This window comes from Vibrio algivorus, assembly GCF_030161215.1.
GTDB classification, from domain to species: domain Bacteria; phylum Pseudomonadota; class Gammaproteobacteria; order Enterobacterales; family Vibrionaceae; genus Vibrio; species Vibrio algivorus.
Window position 1 is genome coordinate 537,778 of the sequence record NZ_BSPV01000003.1, and the last position, 22,347, is coordinate 560,124.

At 40.4% G+C, this 22,347-nt stretch carries 21 protein-coding genes; 18 read left to right on the forward strand and 3 right to left on the reverse strand.

The genetic code is table 11. The features are described from left to right. The first annotated feature begins 38 nt into the window (after positions 1-38). The 7 genes from QQJ93_RS04065 (at position 39) to QQJ93_RS04095 (ending at position 10,848) form a co-directional block, all read left to right on the forward strand. Positions 39-977, forward strand: coding sequence for an ABC transporter substrate-binding protein (locus QQJ93_RS04065; protein WP_089124216.1), 939 nt, complete (start codon positions 39-41; stop codon positions 975-977). Next, on the forward strand, positions 978-2,999 hold the full coding sequence (gene fhuB, locus QQJ93_RS04070) for a Fe(3+)-hydroxamate ABC transporter permease FhuB (protein WP_089124217.1): 2,022 nt from the start codon (positions 978-980) through the stop codon (positions 2,997-2,999). A gap of 299 nt (positions 3,000-3,298) precedes the next feature. Further along, on the forward strand, positions 3,299-5,521 hold the full coding sequence (locus QQJ93_RS04075; protein ID WP_089124218.1) for a TonB-dependent receptor: 2,223 nt from the start codon (positions 3,299-3,301) through the stop codon (positions 5,519-5,521). A gap of 420 nt (positions 5,522-5,941) precedes the next feature. Next, positions 5,942-7,129, forward strand: coding sequence for a M24 family metallopeptidase (locus QQJ93_RS04080; protein ID WP_089124219.1), 1,188 nt, complete (start codon positions 5,942-5,944; stop codon positions 7,127-7,129). Between the two features lie 36 nt (positions 7,130-7,165). Further along, a complete protein-coding gene (locus QQJ93_RS04085) occupies positions 7,166-7,630 on the forward strand; it encodes an Lrp/AsnC family transcriptional regulator (RefSeq protein ID WP_089124220.1) in 465 nt (154 codons plus the stop codon). 317 nt (positions 7,631-7,947) lie between these two features. Next, entirely contained in the window at positions 7,948-9,417 is a 1,470-nt protein-coding gene (locus tag QQJ93_RS04090) for an NAD-dependent succinate-semialdehyde dehydrogenase (RefSeq protein WP_284186046.1), read from the forward strand. A 30-nt stretch (positions 9,418-9,447) separates the two neighbouring features. After that, positions 9,448-10,848: an aspartate aminotransferase family protein gene (locus QQJ93_RS04095; RefSeq protein WP_089124222.1), complete on the forward strand. Its 1,401-nt coding sequence runs from the start codon at positions 9,448-9,450 to the stop codon at positions 10,846-10,848. A gap of 88 nt (positions 10,849-10,936) precedes the next feature. Here the strand turns inward: QQJ93_RS04095 and QQJ93_RS04100 are convergent, their stop codons facing one another. After that, positions 10,937-12,082 carry a mechanosensitive ion channel family protein gene (locus QQJ93_RS04100; protein WP_089124223.1) on the reverse strand — a complete coding sequence of 382 codons (1,146 nt, stop codon included), beginning with the start codon at positions 12,080-12,082 and terminating at the stop codon, positions 10,937-10,939. Between the two features lie 319 nt (positions 12,083-12,401). Here QQJ93_RS04100 and QQJ93_RS04105 point away from each other — a divergent pair, with 319 nt between their 5' ends. The 10 genes from QQJ93_RS04105 (at position 12,402) to QQJ93_RS04150 (ending at position 19,083) form a co-directional block, all read left to right on the forward strand. Continuing rightward, a complete protein-coding gene (locus QQJ93_RS04105) occupies positions 12,402-13,064 on the forward strand; it encodes a potassium channel family protein (protein ID WP_089124224.1) in 663 nt (220 codons plus the stop codon). A gap of 10 nt (positions 13,065-13,074) precedes the next feature. Then, on the forward strand, positions 13,075-14,442 hold the full coding sequence (locus QQJ93_RS04110) for a TrkH family potassium uptake protein (RefSeq protein ID WP_089124225.1): 1,368 nt from the start codon (positions 13,075-13,077) through the stop codon (positions 14,440-14,442). Between the two features lie 110 nt (positions 14,443-14,552). After that, positions 14,553-14,951, forward strand: a complete 399-nt coding sequence (locus QQJ93_RS04115; RefSeq protein ID WP_089124226.1) for a YccF domain-containing protein — start codon at positions 14,553-14,555, stop codon at positions 14,949-14,951. A gap of 20 nt (positions 14,952-14,971) precedes the next feature. Next, on the forward strand, positions 14,972-15,370 hold the full coding sequence (locus QQJ93_RS04120) for an OsmC family protein (protein WP_089124227.1): 399 nt from the start codon (positions 14,972-14,974) through the stop codon (positions 15,368-15,370). Positions 15,371-15,456: 86 nt separating this feature from the next. Continuing rightward, positions 15,457-15,618 carry a YqaE/Pmp3 family membrane protein gene (locus QQJ93_RS04125; protein ID WP_089124228.1) on the forward strand — a complete coding sequence of 54 codons (162 nt, stop codon included), beginning with the start codon at positions 15,457-15,459 and terminating at the stop codon, positions 15,616-15,618. A gap of 147 nt (positions 15,619-15,765) precedes the next feature. After that, entirely contained in the window at positions 15,766-16,473 is a 708-nt protein-coding gene (gene phnR / locus QQJ93_RS04130) for a phosphonate utilization transcriptional regulator PhnR (protein ID WP_089124229.1), read from the forward strand. 69 nt (positions 16,474-16,542) lie between these two features. After that, a complete protein-coding gene (locus tag QQJ93_RS04135; protein ID WP_089124230.1) occupies positions 16,543-17,076 on the forward strand; it encodes an NUDIX hydrolase in 534 nt (177 codons plus the stop codon). Positions 17,077-17,180: 104 nt separating this feature from the next. Next, positions 17,181-18,029 carry a tetratricopeptide repeat protein gene (locus QQJ93_RS04140; protein WP_089124231.1) on the forward strand — a complete coding sequence of 283 codons (849 nt, stop codon included), beginning with the start codon at positions 17,181-17,183 and terminating at the stop codon, positions 18,027-18,029. 5 nt (positions 18,030-18,034) lie between these two features. Continuing rightward, positions 18,035-18,772 carry an AzlC family ABC transporter permease gene (locus QQJ93_RS04145; protein WP_089124232.1) on the forward strand — a complete coding sequence of 246 codons (738 nt, stop codon included), beginning with the start codon at positions 18,035-18,037 and terminating at the stop codon, positions 18,770-18,772. Continuing rightward, entirely contained in the window at positions 18,769-19,083 is a 315-nt protein-coding gene (locus QQJ93_RS04150; protein ID WP_089124233.1) for an AzlD domain-containing protein, read from the forward strand. The genes QQJ93_RS04145 and QQJ93_RS04150 overlap by 4 nt, the downstream gene beginning before the upstream one ends. A 57-nt stretch (positions 19,084-19,140) precedes the next feature. Here QQJ93_RS04150 and QQJ93_RS04155 read toward each other — a convergent pair whose 3' ends face one another. Next, positions 19,141-20,262, reverse strand: coding sequence for a DUF3541 domain-containing protein (locus QQJ93_RS04155; protein ID WP_089124234.1), 1,122 nt, complete (start codon positions 20,260-20,262; stop codon positions 19,141-19,143). A 399-nt stretch (positions 20,263-20,661) separates the two neighbouring features. On the opposite strand from QQJ93_RS04155, the gene QQJ93_RS04160 reads away from it, so the two are divergent. Then, complete coding sequence (locus tag QQJ93_RS04160; protein ID WP_089124235.1) at positions 20,662-21,411, forward strand: phosphatase; 750 nt, start codon at positions 20,662-20,664, stop codon at positions 21,409-21,411. A 7-nt stretch (positions 21,412-21,418) separates the two neighbouring features. Here the strand turns inward: QQJ93_RS04160 and QQJ93_RS04165 are convergent, their stop codons facing one another. Next, on the reverse strand, positions 21,419-22,330 hold the full coding sequence (locus QQJ93_RS04165) for a LysR family transcriptional regulator (protein WP_089124236.1): 912 nt from the start codon (positions 22,328-22,330) through the stop codon (positions 21,419-21,421). Between the last annotated feature and the right edge of the window lie 17 nt (positions 22,331-22,347).

Sequence of the window (22,347 nt, forward strand, 5' to 3'; positions counted from 1 at the left end):
GCGCATTCATATATAGATGTATTTAAGAGGAAGTTTGTATGAAAGGCTGGTTAGTCTCATTTTTAATCTTGTGGACATCGTTTAATTCTCACGCTGAAAGCTTTAAACATGAAATGGGGGAAGTCACATTTGATTCTGCTCCTCAAAAAGTCGTGGCATTAGATTGGGTATTAACTGAACATTTACTTGCTCTCGGTGTGACCCCAACAGGTATCGCAGATGTTAAGGGCTATCAAGCTTGGGTTGTCTCGCCACAATTACCAGAAAATGTGGTAAGCGTTGGCTCCAGAAGAGAGCCAAACTTAGAATTACTTGCACAAATGAAACCGGATTTAATTTTGGTGAGTGATGCGATGAGCCCGGCTTATCAGAAGTTAAATGCCATTGCGCCGACTATGGTGCTGAGTATTTATACAGATTCACATCAACCGATAGAAAATGCGAAATCTCAATTACGTAGTCTAGGCAAAGTTTTACATCGTAGTGAGCAAGCAGAACAGGTTATTGCAGATTTTGATAAAAAAATTGAAGCTAACAAGCTGAACATCGAACAATTCATAAAAGCCTCGCAAACCACTATTTCTCCTTTGTTATTGATCCGCTTTATTGGTGAGCAACATATTCGTATTCATGGCAACACTTCTTTGTCTGGAGAAACGATTCAGTTGATGGGGTTAACCAATGCTTGGCAACAACAAGGTAATAGTTGGGGATTTAGTTCCGCAACGGTTCAACAATTGGCACCACTTCAAGACTCTGAGGTTTTCTATTATGGGCCACTAACCGGTGATGAAAGAAAATTACTCAACAGTAATCCTATTTGGAAAGTCATGAAGTTTGTGCGTGAACAGCGTACCCATGAGTTGCCACCAGTCTGGACATTCGGTGGGTTACTCGCTGCGCAAAAGTTCAGTGATGAAGTCACCAGAATTTTGACTACAACCAACACGACAGAATCTCAGGCTAAGGCGAAATAGATGGACGTTGCGATCCCAACATCTTTTAAATTAGGTGCGTTCAAGTATGGGATTTTCATTGCTCTGATCATCGGCCTATTAAGCATATTGATTAAGATTAGTATGCCGTATTCATTACCTTTTGATCAGTTTTACCAAGCTTTATTTTTTCCCGATCTAGATAGCTATCAGCAAGTTATCTTGCACTACAGCTATTTCCCTCGTTTGATGATGGCGTTGCTATGTGGTGCAGGTTTGGCACTTGCCGGATCGGTAATGCAAACGGTATTAAGAAATCCATTGGCGTCACCAACAACGCTAGGTGTGGCTTCAGGTGCTCAGTTAGGGGTTGCGATTGCATTATTGCTTCCTTTATCTGCTTGGCATGTTGAACTGAGTGGTTTGTTTTGGTTAACACCGAAAACCTTAGCTTTTGCTGGTGGATTAATGGCGACAGGTTTAGTGTTTTTACTGACCGCTCGTAAAGGCTTCGCACCACTGCAAATGGTGTTAGCGGGTATGGTAGTGACATTGTTTTTAGGCTCACTCAACATGGTGTTGATTCTATTTAATGAACAGCAATTAACTGGGTTGTTTATTTGGGGAGCTGGGGCATTGGATCAAAATGACTGGAATGGTGTGATTCATTTATTGCCACAAGTTACGCTTGCATTATTAGTCTTGTTAATCATTCAGCGCCCATTGTCTATTTTACAGCTCGGTGAAGATGTTGCCTCATCTATCGGTGTCAAAGTTGGCCTATTGCGGATTGCCGCTTTAGTGATCGCTGTGTTTGTTACCTCAAGTATTGTGAGTGAAGTTGGCATTATTAGTTTTATTGGTTTGGTTGCCCCAAGTCTTGCCAAATTATTAGGGGCTAGACGACTAATTTCTCAATTGTTACTTAGTACTTTAGTGGGGGCTGTTCTATTACTTTTAACTGATCTGTTAGTCATACCTTTTGCGGGAGTTGCAGGGGAATTACTACCAACTGGCGCAGTCACAGCTCTAATTGGTGCACCGTGTTTACTGTGGCTATTGAATAAACAGACTTGGTCAAGCACGCAAAAGTTTCAGCCTGATTCCGATCCGCAGTTTTCTGAACAAGCATTTTTACCGGTATTTGTTATTTCAGTATTGGTTTTAATTGCGTTGACTTTGATGTCGTTGCTTCTAGGGCAAAGTCAATCCGGATGGCAGTTGAGCTTTGCGTACAGTGTTTTAGATTTAAGAATACCAAGAGTGCTGGTCGCCATTTTTTCTGGGTCTGCATTGGCACTAGCGGGTAGCATTATTCAGCGTATTACTGGTAATCCTATGTCTAGCCCAGAAGTCATAGGCATCAGCTCAGGGGCTGCTTTTGCTTTGGTGTTGGGCGTGTTGATGTTTGGCTCAGTGACACGTTTTGAGCAGTTATTGCTCGGCAGTGGTGGGGCATTATTTATCATGTTTATGGTGTGGTGGTTCAGCCGTAAGAGCCAGCTTTCCCCGGTAAAAATGTTATTGACTGGTGTGGCATTAAGCGCGTTATTAGATTCATTGATTCGAATTTCATTAGCCTCTGGTAACGAGCAAGTGAAAGCATTATTGGCTTGGTTATCCGGTTCTACTTATTTAGTGGCTTGGTCAGATTCATTACTCTTGATTATAGGAACTATTTTATTAGCGGCTGGCTTATTTACATGTCACCGTTGGCTAGATTTGATGGCGCTAGGCAACATTACGGCGAGTGCTTTAGGGCTGAATACCTATCGAGTTCGACAATGTTTAATGTTGTTTGCATCGATGCTTACTGCGTTGGCTGTGATTGTTGTGGGACCACTTAGTTTCATCGGATTATTAGCACCACATATGGCTAAATCAATGGGGCAATATAGCGCACGACATCAAATGCTTTTGTCCTGTGTAATAGGTAGCAACATCATGCTATTAGCAGATTGGCTAGGGAGAAATATTTGGTTTCCTTGGCAAGTTCCTGCGGGGTTGTTGGCATCACTGATTGGTGGTGGGTACTTTATCTATTTGCTAAGAAAACAGAATTAAATTAGAGAAATGATATACCCAAGTGAATTCTGCATCTTGAAGTTACTTGGGTATAAGGTTGGATATTTGATTCAACCTAAAGCTGTGGCTTGAATTATAGGGTAGTCACAGTTCCGCGTTAAGTTGACCATAGAGTTAATATTGCGGGATATTCATCTCTTGATATAGGAATGCTTATCATTGGTATTTTTATTATCAGCAATGGCATTCTATTGAAGTGGTGGATTTTCTATAGCGGTAACCGCTAAGAAGGATGAATGAGCGTTTATTAATAAAACAGTATAGAGAGACGAAGTTAAATGGAAATCAACACGTTAAAAGGACTCAGCCTGCCACCAAAAAAATTAGCACCGGTCAGCTTGGCATTAGCAGTAGCAGGTGTTTCAAGTTTTTCCCTTCAGGCCGAAGAGAAAAGCGCATCAATGGATACCGTGGTAGTCGTAGCAAGTGCTACGCCAAAAAGTATTAGTGATATTCCGGGTACAGTTTGGTATGTCGATCAAGAGCGTATTGAAGAAGAAGCACGTAATGGGAAGAGTTTAGGAGATATTCTAGCAGCCACCATACCATCGTTAGATGTGGGTAGCCAAGGACGTACTAATTATGGACAAAACCTACGTGGTCGTTCTGCTTTGGTGATGATTGATGGTGTTTCACTTAATTCATCTCGTTCGATTAGTCGCCAATTTGATTCTATTGACCCATTTAACATTGAACGTATTGAGGTGCTTTCAGGTGCAACATCTGTTTACGGGGCTGGGGCAACCGGTGGTGTGATCAATATCGTCACTAAAAAAGCAACACAAGAAGGCCTTCATGGCGAAACATATTTAAGTGGTGGTTCAGGCTTTAATAACAGTGATGACTACGATGGCAAAATTGCGCAATCAATCAGTGGTGGTAATGAAAAAGCACGTGGTCGAATTTCTGCGGTTTATCATGATGCTGGTGGTAAATACGATGGTAATGGTGACATTATCGTGCCTGACACTACTCAAGGCTCGCTGCAGTATAACACCACCTTAGATTTGATGGCTTCTGGTGAGATTAATTTAACCGATACTCAAACACTTTCTATTCTTGCCCAATATTATGATAGCCAACAAGATAGTCCTTATGGCATTTATTATGGCCAAAACTTTGCTGCATTAGCTGATCCTAGTCAGATTGAAGTACGTAAAGGATTCGAATCAGATCAGCAAGGCGGCACTGAACGTTACATGCTGAATCTTAATTATTTGAATACAGACTTTTTGAGTCATCAATTAATGGTGCAAGCTTCTTACCGTAAAGAGAATATGTCATTTATTCCTTTTATCTACGGTGCTTACCTTGCGGCCTCTGAGCAAGATACAGAAGTGGTCAGCTTGAGAATGGCGCTATTAAAAGATTTCGGCCGTTTTAATTTAACGTATGGTGTTGATGGCTATATTGATTCGTTAGATAGTAGCCAAACTATCTTTGATCCTGTTACTGGTGCAGCTACTGGTGGGCTAGTTAATAATAGTTATGCCACAATTGGTCGTTATCCTGGAACAGAAGTTGCCTCGATTGCTGGTTTTATTCAAGCTGAGTTTAATATTACCGATGATTGGTCTGTTCAGGGAGGTTACCGTTATCAATACATCAATAATACTATAGATGACTTTGTTTCAGGAAAAGCTCAAACTGCGATCGCCCTAGGGCAAGCAACTTCTGCTGACAGTATTGATGGAGGCAGTACAGATTATAACGTTGGTTTATTTAATTTAGGGACCATTTATAACATTAATCAAGCTAACCAAGTGTGGGCAAACTTTTCGCAAGGCTTTGATTTAGCAGATCCAGCGAAATATTACGGTTATGGTACTTATCAACCGGAAGCTAATGGTCACTTAACTTTAGTGGATAGCATTAATGTTGCTGATACTGAGTTAGAAGGTATGAAAACCAATAGCTTTGAAGTGGGTATGCGTAATCAAATTGGTGAATTAAGCATTCAAACTGCAGCTTATATTTCATTATCAGATAAAGTTATTTCGAACAGCAGTTCAAACCTTTCGGTTACCGTTGAAGATTCTGATAAGCGTGTTTATGGCTTGGAAACTGAATTGAATTACTGGGTAACGAGTAATTTACAAATCGGTGGTTCTGGCCATGTAGTGCGCACTGAAGAGAAAGACGATAATAATGATTGGGTCAAAACATCTGTTAACTATGCCAGTGCATCAAAAGCGAGTGCATGGTTAGGTTGGTACGATGATACTTTCGCGGCAAGATTACAAAGTAATACGATGTTTGACTTAACGGATGATTTTGATGGAGAGTTGAACGGTTATACAACGGTTGACTTAACGACTTCTGTTAATCTTCCTGTGGGCAGCTTAGGTTTTGGTATTCAAAACTTGTTTGATGAAGATTACACCACGGTGTGGGGACAAAGAGCTCAAGGCTTCTACTCTCCATATTATGGTCCAGCATCAGTATTTGATTATAAAGGTCAAGGCCGCACTTATATGCTGAGTTATCAGGTTAAATACTAATTTTAAAACTTCAGTATTATAAAAATTGATAGAAATCTATGTAAAAACAGACACATCGCGTGTCTGTTTTTTTTTGAAATACATTTTTTAGGCAAATTCTATTCTCTGAACCATACTGAAATTATGACGGTTTTATTATTGAACTGTTATACCCAGCATAAGGCAGGATAGACCTATCGAAATAAGTCGTTATTAATTTTAATCAACGCATTTTAATAAATAATTCTGAGTCAGGTGATCTGATATGGAATGTTAGTCGTGAATAAATGGCTTGATTGTTGCTTAACTTTTCACAGTGTAAGTTTCGAATAACGATTTATTTGGATCGGTACTAATGTAACCGCTCTCTGAGTGTTAAATGATGGGATTGTGGTTTTTCAATTGCAAATCAGACGCTGCTTTTGTCAAAGAGGAATGGATATGCAACGAGTTGTATTTAAGTTTTCGTTAGAAGAATATCAACAACGCTTACTTAAAGTCCGTCAATCAATGGAAGAGAATGAGCTGGATTTATTAATCATTCATGATCCTTCCAATATGGCATGGTTAACTGGATATGACGGCTGGTCTTTCTATGTCCCTCAATGCGTTGTGGTATCGACTAGCGGTGAACCAATTTGGTTTGGTCGTTATTTAGACGCTAACGGTGCTTTTCGTACTGTCTATATGGCTGCCGAGAACGTTTTTTATTATCCTGATTATTATGTAATGAACCCACATTTACACCCGATGGAATATTTGGTGAAAGCCGTTCTTGCACCTAAATTATGGGATCGTGGGCGTATTGGCGTTGAAAAGGATAACTACTATTTTAGTGCGACAGCATTCGAATGGTTGAGAGATAGTTTGCCAAACGCTCAGTTATTGGATGCGACTGGTTTAGTGAATTGGTGTCGTGCGGTGAAATCGGATCAAGAGTTATTGTATATGTATCACGCCGCGAGAATCGTTGAAAACATGCATCGAGTGGCATTTGAAATGATTGAACCGGGTTTACCTAAGCATCATTTGGTTGCAGAGATTAATCGTCAAGCCGTACTTGGTTATGAAGGACACTTTGGTGATTATGCTTCAATCGTACCTATGCTACCTTCTGGTGCAGATGCTTCAGCGCCACACTTAACATGGGATGATCAGCCTTTCAATAAAGGGGAAGGTACCTTTATTGAAATGGCTGGAGTACACCGTCGTTATCATTGCCCATTATCTCGAACGATATTTTTAGGTGAGCCAAACGATGAATTTAAACGTGCCGATGAAGCGTTAACTATTGCTTTGGAAGCCGCTATGGATGTCGCGAAACCTGGGAATACTTGCGCCGATGTGGCCAATGTACTGCAGACTATTTTAGATAAAGCGGGTTTTGATCGCGCCGGTGCTCGTTGTGGTTATCCGATAGGTCTGAGTTATCCTCCGGATTGGGGGGAGAGAACCATGAGCTTACGCAGTGGTGATGACACGGTATTGCAAGAAGGCATGACGTTCCATTTGATGCCCGGCCTTTGGTTTGATAGTTGGGGATTGGAAACCACGGAAAGTATTGTGATTACATCATTTGGTGCACAAGCTTTATGTGATTATCCGCGACATCTATTTATTAAACATTAGGTTTATACCCAAGTAACTTGCCCTTCCGGAGGTGTGATGCAACTTGATCAATATGATATGAAAATACTGCAGATCTTGCAGGAAAATGGGCGTATTACTAAATCACAATTAGCAGATGAAATTCATTTATCTGTTAGCCCATGCTGGGAACGAGTTAAAAAGCTAGAAAAAGCCGGCATTATTGAAGGTTATGGAGCTAGAGTAAATATTAATCAAATCTTAAAACGCACTTCGGTTCTGGTTGAAGTTTCTTTAAAAGAACATCATTCGAGAGCGTTTAAACGATTTGAATCATTAATGTGTGAAACTCCAGAAGTCACAGATTGTTACGCCACTGGCGGTGGGGTTGACTATATCATCAAGGTACAGGCTCAAGATATTGATCAATACCAACGTTTAATGGACTTATGGCTTGATTCCGACCTTGGAATTGAGCGTTATTTTACCTACATTGTGACAAAAACCATCAAGCAAAATGCTACTTCAGTTGAAAGCGCTTAGACTACGTCAAATTTACTTGAAAGGTGCTTTACATTCCGAATTTTGAAGCCATTTGGGCAAACTTAATGTCACCAGAAAAAATCTCTGAATTCTGGTGACTCAACAGAAAAAAACTTACCTTAATCTCTTTTCTTCAAAAACATTCTCACTCGGCTTTTTTTATCCTTTAACTATGAGCTAATTCTTCTACTCATACTTTCATAGGACGGGAGGTTATCATGGGATTTGCTGAACGAGGTATCTACTCAACTAATGATCTAACTAATCATCATGTTGCTAATTACGCTAGCAATAGTGAGCATAAAGCGTCGCACGAAATGATGACGTTACTGGATGATGTTCGTCTGGTAAGAAATCATGCGTATATCAATGGCAAATGGCAATGCGGTGATCGCTTTCATGCAGTTGAAAACCCAGCTAACAACCAGACCGTTGGTTACATAAGCATGTTAAATGAACAGCAAATTGAAGAAGCCATCGAATCGGCTGACAATGCTTTTCATCCTTGGCGAAAATTAAGTGCCGATCAGCGAGCAGAGCTTCTAATGAATTGGTACTACGCCATTTTAGAAGCCAAGCAAGATTTGGCATATTTAATGGTAGTAGAACAAGGAAAAACGTTAGCTGAAGCCATAGGGGAAGTCGAATATGGTGCATCCTTTATTCGTTGGTTTGCTGAAGAAGCACATCGTAGCTACGGCCATACCATTCCAAGTCATATCAACAATGCACAACTTTCTACACTACGAGAACCTATTGGTGTTGCGGCTTTAATTACACCTTGGAATTTTCCTAATGCCATGATCACACGTAAAGCGGCGGCCGCATTAGCCATTGGTTGTACCGTTGTGATTAAGCCTGCGAGTGATACGCCATTTTCGGCTCTTGCTTTAGCAGAGTTGGCTGATCGCTGTGGTTTTCCTGCTGGAGTATTTAACGTGGTGACGGGCGAGGCAGCGATGATTTCAAAAACGTTGTGTGCTTCTCCTATCGTTAAAGCTTTGTCATTTACTGGCTCAACACCGGTAGGGAAATTATTGCTAAAACAAGCGGCGGATACGGTTAAAAAATGCAGTATGGAGTTAGGTGGTAATGCTCCGTTTATTGTGCTGGATGATATGGATATTGAACAAGCGGTACAGGCGGCGATCGATGCTAAGTTTCAAACATCAGGACAAGATTGTTTAGCCGCTAATCGTATTTTTGTACCACGTCGTCACTATGGCAGCTTTCTAAGTAAATTTGCCGAGGCAATGAATAATATCGTTGTCGGCAATGGGCTTGATCCGAAAGTGACACTTGGACCGCTTATTTCGGCTAGTGCAGCTCAAAATGCAGCTCGTTTAGTCAATGATGCCATCGATAAAGGGGCTCGCTTAATTTATCAATATCAAGGTCATCTATCGGGAGCGAACTTTTTCCCTCCTACCTTACTTGCAGATGTGACACCGGATATGGCGGTGTATCGCGAAGAGAACTTTTGCCCTGTTGCTGGTGTGATCCCCTACGACAATGTAGAGCAAGTGATCAAAATGAGTAACGATACTGAATATGGCTTAGCGGCTTATGTATATGGTCACAATATTCATAATATTTGGCGCTGCATGCGAGGGTTAGAGTTTGGGATGGTGAGCGTTAACTCTGTCAAAATGACCGGAGGGCCAATCCCATTTGGTGGTGTTAAACAGTCGGGGCTAGGACGAGAAGGAAGTAGCCACGGCTTTGATGAATTCAGTGAGATTAAATACTGCTGCTTAGGGCAGCTACCAACAGCGAGCGGTTCTTGAGTAAATGAGTGAATTAAAAGGAGAAAAGATATGACTAAATCAACAGAGCAACTTTTAAAAACTGACCGCGAGAGCATTTTTCACTCTTCTACTCATTTGAAGCAGTACGCCGCAGGTGAGCTACCAGGCCGTATTATTACAGGCGCGAAAGGGTTGAAAATAACGGATTCGGAAGGTATTGAACTACTTGATGGATTTGCCGGTTTATATTGCGTCAACATTGGTTATGGGCGTGAAGAAATGGCCGATGCTATTTATGAACAAGCGAAAAAACTGGCGTACTACCACACTTATGTTGGTCATACTAATGAAGCATTAATTGAGCTTTCTGACCGAATTTTAAAATGGGCTCCAGAAGGTATGAGCAAAGTCTACTACGGTCTATCGGGTAGTGATGCGAATGAAACCCAGCTCAAACTGGTGTGGTATTACAACAACGCTCGAGGAAAGCCAGAGAAGAAAAAAATTATCTCTCGTGAGCGTGGGTATCATGGTTCTAGTATAGCTTCCGGCTCTATGACTGGCTTGCCGATTTTCCATGCGCATTTTGATCTACCACTTGAACGCATTAAGCACACTATGTCACCTTATTATTACCACCGTGAAGTGGATAATATGAGTGAAGAAGAGTTTTCTCAATTATGTGCAGATCAACTCGAAGCACAGATTTTAAAAGAAGACCCTGATACCGTGGCTGCAATGATAGCGGAGCCAGTATTAGGAACGGGCGGCATTGTACCACCACCAAACGGTTATTGGCCTGCCATTCGTAAGGTGCTCGATAAATATGACATCTTATTGATTGCCGATGAAGTTGTGTGTGGGTTTGGCCGACTCGGTGCAAACTTTGGTTCTGATTTATACCAAATGAAGCCAGATCTTATGACGGTCGCGAAAGGGTTAACTTCTGCGTATTTGCCTTTATCTGGTGTGATCATTGGCGATAAAGTATGGTCTGTATTGGAAGATGGTACTGATCAATGGGGCGCAATTGGCCATGGTTATACCTACTCAGGGCATCCTATGGGCGCAGCCGCTGCATTATGCAATCTCGATATTATTGAACGCGAAGGGTTGGTGGAAAATAGCCGGGTAGTTGGACAATACTTACAACAACAAATGCATGCTAAGTTTGTCGATCATCCTATGGTTGGAGACACCCGTGGTGTTGGCTTGTTACATGGATTGGAGTTTTCATCGGATAAATATCATCGCACTCAATTTGATCCTAGCTTAAAAGTTGGGCCACAGGTTGCGGCAGCCTGTTTAGATCGAGGTTTAATTGCTCGTGCTATGCCACATGGGGATATTCTAGGTTTTGCCCCACCTTTAGTCGCAACTAAAGATGATATTGATCAGATAGTAGATGTTACTGAGCAAGCGGTGAATCAGGTGATGGATAAGTTAGTTAAGCAGAAACTTTGGTTCTAGAGCTGCGGAGATGACAGAATCGGCTTGAAAACAAAGCATTCTTTCTCGCTTATTTGGGTGAGAAGGAATGCTTTTATTTTTTGTTCAGCTACTTCATTTTAATTGAAAATTTTGGTTTTTCTGTTGTATCCCCGTCTGAGTTTTGCGTTGTTTCTGGGCTCGGGTAGTTCAAGTGACTCTGCATATGCAATGCTTGCGCAGGAAGGGCCACATCGGCACCGTGCTTATGGACAATATCTAAAGCTTTTAATAGCACATCTTGTTTAACTTCATGGAAGCGTACCCAAGCGACGGTTTTTGTTAAGGCGTAGATGAAGAAGTTTAATGATGAATCACCAAAAGTATCAAAATTTACAATGACAGTTTGGCGTTCATCAATGCCAGGATGATTGGTGACCATATCGCGAACCTCTTTAATAATGTCATTCACTTTATTGGCATCTTGATAACGTAACCCAATGGTCTCGTAGATTTGTCGATTTAGCATTCGAGAAGGGTTTTCAACGACGATATTACTAAAAATAGCATTGGGAACATAAAGCGGACGTCGGTCGAAGGTCCGTATTACTGTCATTCGCCAGCCAATTTTTTCTACTGTTCCTTCAATGCTTCTATCTGGAGAGCGGATCCAGTCATTAACTTTAAAAGGTCGATCTAGGTAGATCATCATTCCGCCAAAGAAATTAGAAAGTAAATCTTTAGCTGCAAGACCTGCGATTAAACCACCGACACCACCAAATGTAAGTAAACCAGAAAGACTCAAGCCTAAAGTTTGCAATATCGTCATTGCACCAATGATGAAAATGACAATACGCACAACTTTGGATAAGGCTTGAACGGTCGTTTCATCACGTTTACTGTTTTCTAAAATGACGTCTTCTGAATAGCGGACAAGACGAAATAGAGTCCAAACCACTAAACTGATTCCGAGCAACCCTTGTATGGTATACAGCCAAGAAATTGAACGATCAAATAAGTCTTCAAGTAAAACACTGATGCCCATTAGCATCGGCCAGCACCAGATAAGTGTACTGATTGGTGCTTGAACGGCGTGAATAATGACATCGTCCCATCGTAGGGATGTCTTTTCGGCTACTTTCATTAAGCGCGCGTAGACAAAGCGCCAAATTAACCAAACAAAAAAGCTAAAAGCGGCAATGGTGAGTAGGTCGGTTGCCCAATTGTATGAATGGTTAGCGAGAAAGGTATTAAAATGTTCATAGAATGCTTTCAAACTGATTTCCTGCTAAACGAGTGTGTATCACTATGTGTACGCTATCAAAAATCCCAGTTTATTCCTACTCTTACTATTAATCTACCGTATGGGTTCCCTTGAGCGATAATGCTTGATTTATGTTAGTTTGACTAATTAGAGCAAATTATAAACATTTTAGTGATGGAAGGTTAAAAAAGCCGTTAAGATACAGCAAGGTTCTGATTTTTGATTAATAATAAGTTGGTGTTTAAAGAAATAGTTGGTAGGGTTTGTCGATCTTTTTCATTATTTATCTACTGTACATAATGTTCAGTGATTTGAAAGGCTATATCAGAGTATGAAATCTTCAATTAAACAGTTTGCAGTTATCGGGTTAGGACGTTTTGGACGTTCAGTATGTGAAGAATTATGTAGTGCCGGTGCAGAAGTGCTTGCTATAGATATTAATGAAGAAAGAGTTAAAGGTGTCTCCTCTATTGCGGCTAATGCGATTGTGGCCAATTGCACTAATGAAGAAACCGCCCAAGAATTGAAGCTTGAAGAATATGATATGGTAATGGTTGCGATTGGTTCAGATGTGAATGCGAGTATTTTAACGACTCTAGTAGTTAAAGAATTAGGAGCCAAAAACGTCTGGGTTAAAGCGAACGATAAATTCCACGCCAAAATCTTACAGAAAATTGGTGCAGATCATGTGATTTTACCTGAGAGGGACATGGGGATTCGCGTTGCTCGTAAAATGCTAGATCGTCGAGTGTTTGATTTCCATGATATTGGTAGTGGTTTGGCAATCAGTGAAATTGTTATTGCGCTTAAAAATATGGGTAAAAAGCTAGGTGATTTATCTCTTTGTAAAGATCCCGATATGAAGGTACTTGCGATTAAACGTGGGCCTGAAATTATTGATTCACCAGAATACGATACAACACTTGAAATGGGCGATATTTTATTCATTGTAGGGCCGCAAGATATCATGGCTCATAAAATAAAATCGATGTAATAGGCTAACCATGAAGTTATTAGAAACTCGAGGTTCAGTCTTTACCATTAAACAAGATGGTGAGAGTAAAGGTTGGTCTGAACCTAAAATTATACTAGGTAGCTTTCTTTCTATCTTGATTCCAGCAGCAGTTCTGCTGACATTGCCTGTTTTCTCTGTTTCTGGTTTGTCATTTACCGATGCGCTCTTTACTGCAACATCTGCGATTAGTGTGACAGGTTTAGGGGTCGTAGATACTGGGCAGCACTTTACCATTGAAGGTCAAATATTATTAATGCTACTGATGCAGATCGGTGGTCTTGGTCAAATGACGTTATCAGCAGTTCTTCTGTATATATTTGGTGTCCGTTTGAGCTTAAAACAGCAAGCAGTAGCGAAAGAAGCTTTAGGCCAAAGTAAACATATCAACCTTAAGAAGTTGGTCATTAAGATTATTATCTTTGCTTGTATTGCAGAGCTTATTGGTATGGCAATTTTAGCCTTTACCTGGGTACCTGAGATGGGGTGGGGAAAAGGTTTGTATTATTCCTTGTTCCATTCGGTTTCCGCTTTTAATAATGCCGGATTTTCTTTATTTTCAGACAGCATCATGGGTTACGTAGCAGATCCAGCGGTTACTTTTCCTCTTGCAGGTTTATTTATTATTGGCGGTATCGGTTTTACCGTCATTACGGATGTCAGTGCCAATTGGCGTCGTGGATTTCGTGGTTTCAATTTACACACCAAAATCATGTTAACCGCTACTCCTGTTTTATTGTTATTTGGCACTATTATGTTTTGGCTACTAGAGCGTAATAACTCTGCAACAATGGGAAATTTATCAGAAGGTGGTCAATGGTTAGCGGCTTTTTTCCAATCCGCAACCGCACGTACTGCTGGTTTTAATAGTATTGATATAAGTCAGTTAACCCAGCCAGCGCTACTCATAATGATCGTTTTAATGCTGATTGGTGCCGGTTCTGCATCAACGGGTGGTGGCATTAAAGTGTCTACGTTTGTGGTAGCAATTGTGGCAACTTGGGCATTTTTAAAGCAGAAACAACATGCGGTTTTATTTCGTAGAACAGTCAGCTGGCCTAAAGTAACCCGTGCATTAGCAATCATTGTTGTCAGCGGTATTATTTTAACTGGTTCGATGTTTCTATTGATGCTTACGGAAAAAGCCAGTTTTGATAAAGTGTTGTTTGAAACTATTTCAGCATTTGCAACGGTAGGGGTTTCTGCAGGATTAACAGCAGAGTTATCAGAACCCGGAAAATATATCATGGTAGTGGTCATGATTATTGGCCGTATCGGTCCTCTGACTTTGGCATATATGTTAGCGAAACCGAAGCCAACTTTATTGAAATACCCAGAAGACAATGTCCTTACTGGCTAATGAATTTAACATTTAGACCACTCCCTTTGGAGTTGGTATTAATTTGAAATGATGTGTTAAAGCGAGCTAAGAGAGTGTTCGCTTCAACGTATAAATAACGAGGTTTTTACATGCGCACGATTGGTAATATTTTATGGTTTCTACTGGGTGGCGTATTCATGGGGCTGCTTTGGTGGTTAGCTGGCCTGATTTGTATTTTAACGATTATTTGTATTCCTTGGGCTAAATCGTGCTTTATTATCGGAACGTTTACCTTCTTTCCGTTTGGTAAAGAAGCCGTTAAGCGAAATGAACTGACCTTCAAAGAAGATATTGGTACAGGCTTTTTAGGAATGATTGGTAATGTTGTGTGGTTTATCTTTGCTGGTATTTGGCTCGCACTGGGTCACTTAGCGTCAGCACTTGCTTGTTTCGTGACAATCATCGGTATTCCTTTTGGCATCCAGCACATCAAATTAGCCGTTATTTCATTGGCACCAATTGGTCAAACGATTGTTAAGAAATACTAAACTTATTAAAAGAGAACAATATGCAAGCACAAGTAAAATGGGTTGATGGTTTTCAATTTATTGGTGAATCACAGTCTGGTCACTCTATTGTGATGGATGGTAATGGTGGTAAAATGGCACCAAGTCCAATGGAAATGGTATTGATGGCAGCTGGTGGTTGCAGTTCGGTTGATGTCGTTGATGGTTTAAAAAATACCGGGCAAAATGTAAAAACCTGTGTTGCTAAGCTGACTACTGAGCGTCGAGACACTGCACCGAAAGTATTTACCGCGATTAATATTCATTTTGAATTAACTGGTGAGCAATTAGATGAAGAACAAGTAGAAAAAGTCGTTTCTGAATCATTAGAAAAATATTGTTCAGTCTGTTTAATGCTTGGTGCAGGCGTCACGATGACACATAGTTGGTCAATTATTTAAAAAGTTTGTTAATAAAGTTGATTTTACTAGATAACTTTACTTAACTATCTGATAATAATGCTGTATTGATTTTTTGGAGATGAGTTATGGATAATAAATTAGTTGCAATTATTTTAGCGGTATTACTTCCACCGGTAGCTGTATTTTTGAAGTGTGGGGTAGGTAAAGATCTACTGATTAACGTAGTATTATGTTTCTTATTTTTCTTCCCTGCGATGATCCACGCTTTATGGCTTGTGACTAAGTAATAGACTTATTCTCTCATCGTAGTTCGAACGCCTCATACTAATGTATGGGGCGTTTTAGTTTTCGTCATCAACCTTGCTCCATCAACTTAAGCAGAACATGATAGAATTTGTTCCAATAGCAAAGTTATTTAGGATACCCAACCGCCGATGCAGTATGTAAAGATTAAAGATGCCGTTGTAGAGCAAATAGAATCTGGCCTATTAATGCCAAAACAAAAGTTACCGTCAGAACGTCAATTGGCTGAATCTTTTGCTACCACTAGGGTGACCTTAAGAGAGGCATTATCTTTACTCGAAGCCGAAGGTAAAGTGTATCGAGAAGACCGAAGAGGCTGGTTTATCTCTCCAGAGCCGTTGATATACGATCCTAGTCAAGCCGCAGGTTTTACTGAAGTGGCATTAGCTCAGCAGCGTAAACCGGAAACAAGGCTAGTCACAGCGAAATCTATGTTGGCTAACAAGCAAGCTTCTAAGCAACTGAACCTTAAACCTTTTAGTAATGTTTACTGTATTGATCGAGTGCGTTATTTAGATGACCGCCCTGTGGCCTTTGTGACCACTTATGTCCATCCTGATTTATTTCCTAATTTGCTAGAGCATGACTTAAGCGTATCTCTTATTGAAGTATATCGTCAGCATTATCATCAAGAATATCAAGGCATTCGTTATCGGATTGCCGCTTCTTCTTTAATGGGGGAAACCGCTCAAGCTTTACGTGCTACTTCTGGTAGCCCTGCAACGCTTGTTGAAAAAATGCGTTATAACCAAGATGGACGATTACTCGATTGTGCGTTTGAATTTTGGCGTCATGATGCGATGTGTATTGAGTCTGTGGCAGATTTTAATATTGGATGATAGCTATGAATTCTGCATATTGAGGTCACTTGGGTATAAACTTAATCGTCTAAAGAGAACAAAGAGTTAATGAAATTACTACGTAGCACAGTACATCCAGATGTACAAAAGTTAGAACTTAAATCGGTTATTCAGCGCTTAGCAACACGGGCGATTGTTATGAAAGGTGAGAATATTCTTCTACTTTATACCGAGCGTTACCACGATTACAGTTTGCCAGGCGGAGGATTAGATTCTGGTGAAGACAAAATAGAAGGCATGATCCGCGAACTACAAGAAGAAACTGGTGCGCAAAATATTCGTGATATTGAATCGTTTGGTTGCTATGAAGAGTTTCGTCCATGGTATAAAGATGGGGCTAATGTGATGCACATGTTGTCTTATTGCTATACCTGTGAGGTTGATGAAGCGTTAGGGGAAACCCGTTTTGAATCGCATGAAATCAATAATGGTATGAAACCTGTTTGGATAAATATTCAACAAGCGATAGAGCACAATTTAAAAACCATCGAATTAAGTGATAAAAAAGGCATGTCGATTGAGCGAGAAACCTTTCTCCTACAGTTGATAGCCGACCAATGTTTAGAAAGTACCCATGACTAGGATCTTGTCTCTATCCCTTATTTATGTATGGGATAAAGCTATAATCTCGTTGTAATTATGTTAAGGTTTGATGGTGAAAAACGATAATATAATAGGGCGAAATTATGAAGTGGTTATGGATTGTACTGGTAGCATTATTGTCATTTAAGGCGTTAGCAGATGAACCGCAAAAATATTCAGAAACGGAAATGCTCGATCGTCCTTTGATGGAACGTTATATCCTCGATGAGCTAAAATCATTACGGACCGAGCAGCAAGATTTGGAGCGTCGTTTGACGGTACAAATTACCGACCGAGAGCTGGCTGTTGCAGATAAATCTCTTAACTATTCCAATATTACAGTAACCTACTTTTTCTATATTATCGCAGGTGTTGCCTCTTTGGTGGCATTAGTAGGCTGGCAGTCTTTAAAAGAGATTAAGCACAATACCAAAGAAATGGCCGATAAGCGCCTTAACGAAATCACCATGTCTTATGAGAAAAAGTTTAGCGCCTTAGAGCGTGACTTAAAACGTAAGACGCGGATCATTACAGAAAATAACCGAGAAATTGAAATCATTAATGAAGTGCATAATTTGTGGCTTCGTGCGCAGAGTGCTCAAACGCCAGAGCAAAAAATTGAAACTTATGATGAAATTTTAAAAATTCGCCCCGGTGATCTTGAAGCCTTAACCCATAAAGCCGACTCCGCAATGGAAATCAATGAATACCACTGGGCATTGAGTATTTGTAATCGAGTACTCGAAGTTGATGATAATAATGGGCATGCGCTATACCAACGTGCTTGTGCCTACTCTCGATTAGGTGCAGAAGAGCAAGCGATTAATGATCTTGTTTTAGCGATCGAATCGAGTGCTTCTCTTCGAGAATTAGCTTCTGATGAGCCAGATTTTGAAATGTTGCGAGGAAACCCTCGTTTTGAAACTCTTATTGATACTAATGAGCATTCTTAATATTTATGAATAATGCTTCTTCAGATGTTTCTCGTTTATCGCAAATATGGCGAGGAACCTTAGCTATTTCTCCTCTAAGCTTAGCGGTTATTCCTTGGGGTTTATTGGCGGGATCGTATGCGATTGATATCGGCTTAACGCCACTTGAAGCTCAGGCATTATCCGCAATTTTATTTGCCGGTGCGGCTCAACTTGTTGCAACGGGAATGTTTGATGCTCAAGTCGGTTTATGGACTATGCTTCTGACAACTCTGTTCATCACTTCTCGCCACTTTCTTTATAGTATGTCGATGCGCGAGAAGCTGAGCCCTTTACCGTTTAAATGGCGCTTAGGACTAGGTTTCTTGCTGACAGATGAACTATTTGCAGTTTGTGGTCATCAAACCCAACAAGTGTTTAACCGCTGGTACGCATTAGGCGCGGGGTTTAGCTTCTACCTAGTTTGGAATATTGCCAGCTTTATTGGGATTGTCGCTGGTAAACAAATTCCCAATTTAAATCAATGGGGACTCGAGTTTGCCGTTGCAGCGACGTTTATTGCGATTGTTATTCCGACGATAAAAACTTGGTCTGTTTTAACATCGGTTGTCGTTGCTTTGGTCGGATCCGTTTTACTGAGCTATTGGAAAATTGAAGGCAGTCTTATTATTGCTAGTTTACTTGCAATGGTTTCAGGTTATTTGGTTGAGAGTAATGCTAAAGATAAGGGTAGCTCCCATCAAAATAGTGAGGAAGAAGCATGATTTTGCTTTCAATTCTGGCGATGACAGCGGTGGTGTTTTTAAGCCGTTATTTGTTTCTTTCTCCTAAGCTACCACTGAAATTAAATGGCAATGCGCAGCGTTTACTTAGTTACTCTAGCCCGGCAGTGTTAACCGCTATTTGGGCACCGATTGTGTTTATCCATGATGATCGTTTATCGGTTTCTTATCACAACCCATACTTGATAGCAGCTATTCTAGCGGCATTTATTGCGTGGAAAACAAAGAATGTTATTGCGACGACTGTTTTAAGTATGCTTTGCTTCTTTGTTCTTAATTCCTGGATTCTTTAACAACACCTCTTCACTTGGTTGTATGCTATTGTCAGTAAAAGAGGTGTTGAAATGATATTACTTCTTAACTAAACCATATGGTAAATCGCTAAATATTGCTGGTTGTTCTGAAATGGTTGGGGCGGCATTGGTTCCTTGCCAGCTAAGTAACATGATTGCCAACACGTTTCTGTGCTCACCTTTGCTTAATTCGAAATCACCATCGGTGGATGGAATCATTCCTTGTTTCATATCAATTGCATGAGCAATGGTCGCTTGCGTATCCGCAAGGGTCGGAGAATCTAACTTCTCTGCAAGTAGATAACTTATGCCAACTTCCGCAACGACATCTTCTTTTGTTCTTGTTAAAATTTGTTCGATATTTTTATCGAAGTAGTCATAAATCCATGCAAACTCTTTGCTGTCGATAGGATATTGATAGTATTCTGAAGCAGCAAAAATGATATGGGTTAAACCATAAATTTTATTCGTATATTGTTGATCGGAAAGTTGCTTATCTTGGTTGTCTGGGTAGGTTTTTTGGAAAGCGTTAATAAAATCATCAACCACATCTTGCTCATCTAACTGGCGCAGCCAATACACCTGATTGGCTAATTGAGCAGCCCACGCTTTTATCATCTCAGGGTTGGTTGCATAAGGTTTAAAATCAAACTGACGAATTAAATTATGTAGATGCTTATCATATTTATGTTTTAAACCATATTCATCTGCGCGAGCCATAGCGCCAAGAAGATCGATACCTAAGAAAAGATATTCGGGTTTATCTTTTGTTACTTCGTAGCGCATTTGAGTTCGAGTCGTTCCTTTGGTTTTGTAGTACTGTAATTTTTTCTCTCCGTAAGCCTTGGCTTGTTTTGGGGTTTTTATTTCAGTGGCTATTTCATTGAGTGTGCTAGCGACTCTTGCCATATCTGACCAAACGGCGGCGGAATACTTAGGATCTAACGTTTGACGAAACATTCTTAACCCGTAATGTCCCGCAGTGTTGGCATTCAACGTGTAGAGTTGGCTTTCAAAGGTATGCTTAATAAGATCTGCATCGTTTTGATACCGAGTAATTTGAATTGTGGATGTTTGTTGGCTTAAATTCTCTTTTGCTAAGGTGGCTGGTATGAAAGCAAGCTGTGAAAAACCTAAAATAGCAATAGTAATCAAGGATGCAGGTGTGAACTTAAACATAAGAATATCCTTTTCAATGTTAGAGGCTAGAAATTAAACAATCTTTATTCTTATAAATTACACCTGTTTACACTGTTTGGTATTAATTATTTAAATTTACATGGAAAAATTGACACTAAACTTACTTAAAGCAGTGATGGGTTTTGATTCTATAGAAACTTTTGAGGAGCTTAGGTTGATTTTTAATACAGCCGCAACATGAAAATGATATTGTATACCCAAGTGACTTCAAGATGCAGAATTCAGAGCTATCATCTAAGCCTTTAAACAAGGAAGATTCTCGTAGGAATGTATATACTTTTCAAACGAATCTGACGCTGTGTAAAGCTTGTTTTAATCTTACTGAAACTCGCACTTTGAAATTACTTGAGTATATATCACAGCTGAAGGAGAAATACGATGCAGATACAGGTTGACACTCATACCCATACTTATGCGAGCGGTCACGCTTATAGTACGTTAATCGAGAATGCTGAGTGCGCATATCAACATGGTATGAAAATGTTCTGCACCACTGACCACGCTTCAACTATGCCTGGGGCACCGCACTACTGGTTTTTCAATAACCAACGTATTCTTCCTCGATTTTTAAGTGATGTGGCTATTCTGCGTGGAATGGAAAGTAACATCATCAATGAGTCTGGTGAGGTTGATATTCACCCTAGTACCGATGAGCATTTAGATTGGGTCATCGCGAGTTTTCATGAGCCTGTATTTGCGCCTTCTACCAAAGAAGTTCATACAAAAACTTTGATCAATGTGATTAAAAGTGGGCGTATTGATGCGCTTGGCCACTTAGGAAATCCGAGATACGACTTCGATTTTAAAGCGGTTGCTGAGTGTGCTAAACAATACCATGTGGCGATTGAGCTGAATAACTCTTCATTAAAAGGCGGCAGTCGAGCGGGCAGTGAACAGCGTTGTGAAGCAATTGCCTTGGCGGTAAAAGAAGCGGGTGGTTATATCACGACTGGTAGCGATGCGCACTTTGCTCATGATCTCGGTAAATTTGAAAAGGTTAGTGAATTACTTGACCGTATTGAAATGCCAGTAGAGCAGGTGATCACACATACACCGAGACAGTTTTTAACATTTTTAGTAAAACGAGGACGTCAGCCGATCTCTGAATTTGAAAGTATGTTGATTTAGGTCGTGCCTATATAGGTAAATGTTTTACTGCATAATCAATAAACACTTTTAGACGCGTCGGCATGTACTTGCTAGACGCGTATTGCATCGCAATTACCCCGTGATAGTTTCCTTTGATCGTCCAATCATCTAATACTTGAATCACCTCACCATTACTCAAGGCTTCTCTAATAACAAAATCAGGAAAGATACCAATTCCAAGCCCATCTTTTACTCCATTTAATCGCATTTGTGAGTGGTTAACGGCATAACGCCCTGACACGGGAATAGTGTGCGTTTCATTACCTTTTACAAAGCCCCAAATATGGTCGGTTCGGGTTTCTCCAAGGTATAAACAGTCATGAAACTTGAGCTCTGTTGGGTGAATCGGAATACCTTTTAAAGCCAGATAATCAGGGCTAGCACATAATGATAAATTTACTTTACCGAGTTCTCGTGAGATTAAGTTCTCATATGGTTTATCGGTTAAGCGAAACATGATGTCGATACCTTGTTCTAGCATATCGATATCCCCATCAGACACTTTAAGTTTGAGTTCAATATTTGGATAACGTTGGAGAAAGGGGGTCACTATCGGCTGCAATACGATACTTAAAAACGCTTTGGGTGCTGCGATGGTAATAGTGCCGACCGGAGCTTCATGTTCTGCATTGGAAATATCGACCGCTTGTTGGGCGGCATTCACCATGGCTATCGATTGTTGATAAATCTTTTGGCCTGATTGAGTAATTTGTAGCGTGCGAGTGGTTCGGTCAAATAGCTTAACGGAAAGCGATGCTTCTAACCGTGTAATGAGCTTGCTTAATGCAGAAGGAGTAACACCTAATTCTTTTGCTGCCGCAGTAAAACTGCCTTTATTAACCACCAATATGAAGGTAGCTAAATCGGGCAAAAGAGCAATCAATCGAGAGTTAAGCATGCCATCATCTCCAAGCG